Here is a 6,000-nt window from a genome sequence, read left to right on the forward strand (position 1 = left end):
GCCCTCCAGCAGCAGCTCGTACTTGGGCCCGGTGAGCGTGTCCTCGTCGTTGGCGAAGTAGATGAGGCTCAGGTCCATCGCCTTCGCGCGGGGGCCGCCATCCCCCAGGCTCACCAGCCTCGCGGTGATGCGCTCCGGCGGGAACACCACGCGCAGGCCTCGCGTGAGCGCCCACAGGGCTTCCAGCTCGGGACGGTCGGAGGACGGCTCGCTCGCGGCCAGCCACGCGCCGCCGTCCGGCGGGGACAGGCGCGTGTCCAGGCCGCTGAAGAACTCCGCCAGCTCCCGGTGGCCCAGGGCCCACGCGGGCTGCCCCCGGCCCGTGGGCAGCAGCCACGCGAGGGCATGCGGCTCGACGTTCACGGCGGTGGCGGGGGCCTCGGTCGCGGCGGGCACGTCCTCCACGTAGACGACGCGTGATGCATCCACGCGCACGGACGCCACCAGCGCGCGCGTGGTGACGAGCACCGGCACCGGGGCGCCCTCGGGCGCGTAGACGGGCAGGTGGCTCAGGTCGGACGGGCCCAGGGCGACGCAGGCGCCGCCCGCTCCCAGCACGGCCCACAGCGCGGCCAGCTTCTCCGGCGACGTGCGCAGGCACACGGCCACCGGGGTTCCGGCCTTCACGCCCAGGGCCTTCAGCTTCGCGGCCAGGGCATCCGCACGGGCGCCCAGCTCCGCCCAGGTCCAGTGCGTCTCTCCCTGGGACAGGGCGGTGGCATCCGCGTGGCGCGCGCGCCGCTCCGCGAGCGCGGTGGGCACGGGGACCAGCCCCGGCGTGGCGCGAGGCGTGGGCCAGGCGCGGCGCTCGTCATCCGTGGCGAGCGGCAGGTGCGCCACCTGCGTGTCGGGGTTCGCGAGCGCGGCCCCGAGCAGCACCTGGAAGTGCTCCATGAGCCGCGCCGTGGTGGCGGCGTCGAACAGGTCGGATGCGTACTCCAGCGCGCCGTGGACGCGGGTGGGGGACTCGAAGAGGACCAGGGTGAGCGCGCTCAGGGTGGAGCCCCACTGCACGGGCGTGCCCGGCACATCCACCAGCGTGGCGCGCAGGCCGATGAGCTCCAGCGTCTCCGACGAGCTCGCGCCCGTGTGGTAGACGAACACGGAGTCCGTCATGCGCCCCCGTCCGATGTCATGGCCCGGGATGAGTGCTTCGACCAGGTACTCGAAGGGGACATCCGGGCGCGTCTGCGCGTCCGCGACCTCGCCTCGCACCTGGGCCAGCAGCTCACGGAACGTGAGGCCTTCGGTGAAGCGCGTCCGGAACGCCTCCGAGTGCGCCACGTAGCCGATGAGCGGCATCAGCTCCGGACGGGTGCGGTTGGCGATGGGCGTTCCGACGACGACGTCCGTCTGGCCGGAGTAGCGGTGCAGCAGCGTCTGCCACGCGGCGAGCACCGTCATGTAGCCGGTGAAGCCCTCGCGGCGCGTGAAGGCCACCAGCTCGTGGGCGAGCGCGGGCGGGAAGTCCAGCGTCATGCGCTGGGAGGAGATGAGGAGCTCGTTGGAGCGGGGCCGGTCGGTGGGCAGATCCAGCTTGCGCGGCATGCCGGCCAGCCGCTGCCGCCAGCCCTGGTCCTGTTCGGCCAGGCGGCCGCTCGTGATGCCACGGCGCTGCCATGCGCCGAAGTCCGCATACTGGATGGGCAGCGGCTTGAGCGGAGACGGCTTGCCCTGGATGAAGGCGTCGTAGAGCTGGCCCAGCTCCTGGACGAGCAGGGCGATGGACATCGTGTCGCTGATGATGTGGTGGATGCTGGCGATCAGCAGGTGCAGCTTCGTGTCCAGGCGGACCAGGGTGGTGCGCAGCACGGGGCCGCGGACCAGGTCGAACGGCTTCGCGGCGTCCTCGCGGGCGAGGCGCAGCGCCTCCGGTTCGCGCGTCTCCAGCGGGCCACGCAGCTCCACGCGGGTGAGGGGCACGAGCATGTGCGCGTGGAAGCGCTGCACGGGGCGGCCGTCCACGGTGTCGTAGGTCGTGCGCAGCGCTTCGTGGCGCTGGACGATCTCCTGGATGCCGCGCTCCATCACGTCCGCGTCCAGGTCGCCTTCGAGCCGCAGGACGAACGGGAGGTTGTACGCGGACAGGCCGGGCAGGTGCTGCTCCAGGCGCCAGACGCGCTCCTGCACGAAGGACAGCGGCAGCTCGCTACCGTCGCGAGGCAGCGGCACCAGCGGAAGCTCCGTGGAGACAGGAGCCTGCGGCGCCTGGAGCAGCAGGGGCTCCAGGCGTTCTGCGATGCCGGCGACGGTGGGCGCCTCGAAGAGGGCGGCCAGCGGCAGGTTCACGCCGAAGGCCTCGCGGAGCTGGTTGAGCAGCTGCGCGGCCGTCAGCGAGTTGCCGCCGAGTTCGAGGAAGTCGTCATGGCGGCCCACGAACTCCAGGCCCAGACGGTCGCGCCACAGCGCGGCCACGCGCTCCTCGATGTCGCCACGAGGCGCGTCCTCACGGCCGGGAGGAGGAGGGGCGGCGGGAGCCGAGTCCATGGGCACAGCGGCCCCGTGCGAGGACGCACCCGCCTCCGGACGCATCCCGTGCGCCGGAGCCCCGTGTGAGACACCGGCCGAATCCGTCGTCACGGACGCGCTCCCCGCAGACGCGTGAGGAGCACCGACCGACGCCGTGGCTGTCGTCGCGGACACGCCCTGAGGAGCAATGGCCGAATCCGTCATCGCGGACGCGCCTTGAGGAGCGCCAAGCGAAGCCGTCATCGACCCGCCCTGGATGGCGCGGCCCGACGCAGTGGCCGTCATCGCGGACACGGCCTGGGGAGCGCGGACTGATGCCGTGACCAGGGCCATGTCGGAAGGCACTTCGGGCGCACGTCCAGCGGGCGCGGCCGGAGCCCAGGTTTCGGGGGCACGCGCAGCAGGCGCGGCCGGAGCCTGCGGTGCACGGACGGGACTTCCCCCCGGAGGCGCGAACGGAGACGTCGTGGCGCGTGCTCTCGGCTGTACCCAGACCGCCTTGGTCTGGAACGCGTACGTGGGCAGGTGCAGCCGCAGGCGCTGCTCGTGCGCGTAGAACGCGCTCCAGTCCACGGCCACGCCCGCGATCCACAGCTCGCCCACGGCCTGGAGCCAGCCCATCTGCTCCGTCGTCTTCCCACCCACCCGCAGCGACGCCAGCGCGAGGACGGGTGAACCGCCACCCTCGGGCCGGGCCAGGTTCGCGCGCACCAGCGGCGTCACGTCCTGTCCCGGTCCCACCTCCAGCAGCACCGTGCAGCCTTCCGCCTGGAGCGCCTCCACCGCGCGGGTGAAGCGCACGGGCTGGCGCATCTGCTCCGTCCAGTAGTCCGGCACCGCGAGCTGCCCTGGACCGACCCGCGCTCCCGTGAGGCTGGACACGTACCGCACCGTCGGCTCCGACCAGCGCAGAGCGCCCACCACGCGCGCCAGCTCCGGCATCAACGGCTCCACGTCCGCGGAGTGGAACGCGTGCGGCGCGGGCATGCGCACCGCTCCAGCCTTCAGGCCCTTCAGCTCGGCCTCCAGCCGCTCCACTTCCTCCACCGGTCCGGACACCACGCAGCGGTCCGGCGCGTTCACCGCCGCCACCGACAGCCGGCCCGACAGCAATCCCTGGACGCGCTCCACGGGCAGGGCCACCGCGAGCATCGCGCCCGGCGGCATGCGGTGCATCAGCTCCCCGCGAGCCACCGCGAGGCGCATCGCATCCTCCAGGGACAGCGCCCCCGAGACGCACGCCGCCGCGTACTCACCGAAGCTGTGTCCCATCACCGCGGACGGAATGACGCCCAGGTCCCGCCACATCCGCGCGAGCGCCACCTGCACGCTGAACAACGCGGGCAGCGCCACGCGCGTGTCCGCGAGGTCCGCCGAGGCATCGGCCTCGGGAGCCAGCACGGCTGACACCCGCGCCCGCAGCGGCGCGTCCAGCAACGCCAGGCACGCGTCCAGGTGCTCGCGGAACAGGGGCGACGCCTCCGCCAGCTCACGCCCCATGGCCAGCCGCTGCGACCCCTGACCGGAGAACACGAACGCCACGCGCGGCGCCTTGCCCGGGGTCTTCGCCGGCGTCACCGGCTTCTGGAGCTGCCGCGACAGCTCCTCCGCGTCCTTCACCACCACCGCGCGGCGGTACTCGAACGCCTTGCGCCCCACGGCGTGCGTGAACGCCAGATCCGCCAGCGCCGAGTCCCCGACGCCCTTCGCCTCCAACCGCCGCGCCGCCGCCTCCAGCGCCTCCGGGGAGCGCGCGGACAGCACGACGAGCTGGTGGGAACGCGTGGTCGAACCACTCTGCCGCATGGGTGCTTCCTCGAGGATGGCGTGGGCATTGGTGCCACCAATGCCGAAGGAGCTGACCGCGGCGAAGCGAGGCGTCTCGCTCCGAGGCCACGACCGCAAGGTGGTGTTGACGAAGAACGGCCCCGCGTCGAAGTCGATCTGCGGGTTGGGCTTCTCGAAGTGGAGGCTGGGAGGAATCTCTCCATGGTGCAGCGACAGCGCTGCCTTCATCAGGCCCGCCAGCCCCGCGGCCGTGTCCAGGTGACCCACGTTCGTCTTGAGCGACGCCAGCGCGATGGTCCCGCGGTGCTCGGCACCCAAGCCGTACGCGCGAGTCAGCGCCGCCACCTCAATCGGGTCGCCCAGCGGCGTCGCGGTGCCATGGGCCTCCACGTAGCCCACGGCCTCCGGTGCCACGCCCGCGTTGGCCAGGGCCTGGGACACCACCGCCGCCTGTCCCTGCACGCTGGGCGCGGTGAACCCGGACTTGTTCCGGCCATCGTTGTTCAGCGCCGAGCCCCGGATGACGGCGTAGATGGCGTCCCCATCCCGAACCGCGTCCTCCAGCCGCTTGAGCACCACCGCGCCCACGCCGTTCCCGGGCAGCGTCCCCTGGGCCTGAGCGTCGAACGCACGGCAGTGGCCGTCCGCGGAGAAGATGAGCCCCTCCTGCGCCACGTAGCCCGTGCGCTGCGGCAGCGACAGCCGCGAGGCCCCCGCGAGCGCCACGTCGGACTGGCCCGTCCGCAGGCTCTGACAGGCCAGGTGCACCGCCACCAGACCCGTGGAGCACGCGGTGTAGAGCAGCGTGCTCTCACCCGTGAGCCCCAGCTTGAAGGACGCCTTCGTCGGCAGGCTCTCGTGCGTGGCGGTGCCGTTCAGCTCGAAGAACGACGCCGCATCCAGCGGCATCGCCTGCCGCACGGCCTCCGCGTATCCAGAGGCCGCGGCACCCGCGTACAGCGAGATGGCGCCGGGGTAGCGCTCCGGATTGACGCCCGCGTCTTCCAGCGCGGCCCACGCCGTCTGGAGGAAGAGCCGCTGCTGCGGATCCGTGAACTGCGCCTCGCGCAGCGACATGTCGAAGAACGCGTGGTCGAACCCCTCCACGTCCTCCAGGACACCCGCGGCTGGAACGAACGCCGGGTGGTACCAGAGCTCGAATCCCTCCGGCAGGGAGGGCAGGTGCTCCAGCTCCTCCGGTGAGAAGCGCGTGATGGACTCCACGCCCTCGCGCAGGTTCCGCCAGAACGCCTCCACCGTCCCCGCGCCGGGGAAGCGGCCCGCCATGCCGATGATGGCGATGGATCCGGACGCGCCAGGCTTCGACGCCTCGCGCGGACGGTGGCCCGGCGCGGTGGGCGACGGCGCGGGGGCTCCCGGCGATCGCGACTCGTGCTCCAGCCGCTGCGCGAGCGACTCCACCGTGGGGTGTTCGAACAACCAGACCACGGGCACATCGCGGCCCAGCGTCTCCTTCAGGCGCGAGGCGAGCCGCATCACGGACAGCGACGTGCCGCCCAGGTCGTTGAACAGGTGGTCCTGCGTGCCCACCCGGTCGGCCCCCAGCTCGCGGGCCCACGTGGAGGCGATCTGCTCTTCCAGCGGGTGGGACGGCGCCACGTAGCGCTCGCGCCGGCCCGTGACCTCCGAGTCCGGGGCGGGCAGGGCCTTGCGGTCCACCTTGCCGCTGGGGTTCAGGGGCAGGGTGGGGAGCGCCACGAACAGCGACGGCACCATGTAGTC

At 72.7% G+C, this 6,000-nt stretch carries 1 protein-coding gene (cut by a window edge); it reads right to left on the reverse strand.

Annotation, left to right across the window (positions count from 1 at the left end; all coding sequences use genetic code 11):
- On the reverse strand, positions 1-6,000 hold part of the coding region annotated (locus D7V80_RS22770; protein ID WP_120590149.1) for a non-ribosomal peptide synthase/polyketide synthase (this coding region is incomplete at its 5' end). 24,201 nt of the annotated region lie to the left of the window's left edge; 6,000 of 30,201 annotated nt are visible.

Origin of the sequence: Corallococcus sp. CA054B, assembly GCF_003611625.1 — a bacterium.
Classification (GTDB): Bacteria; Myxococcota; Myxococcia; order Myxococcales; family Myxococcaceae; genus Corallococcus; species Corallococcus coralloides.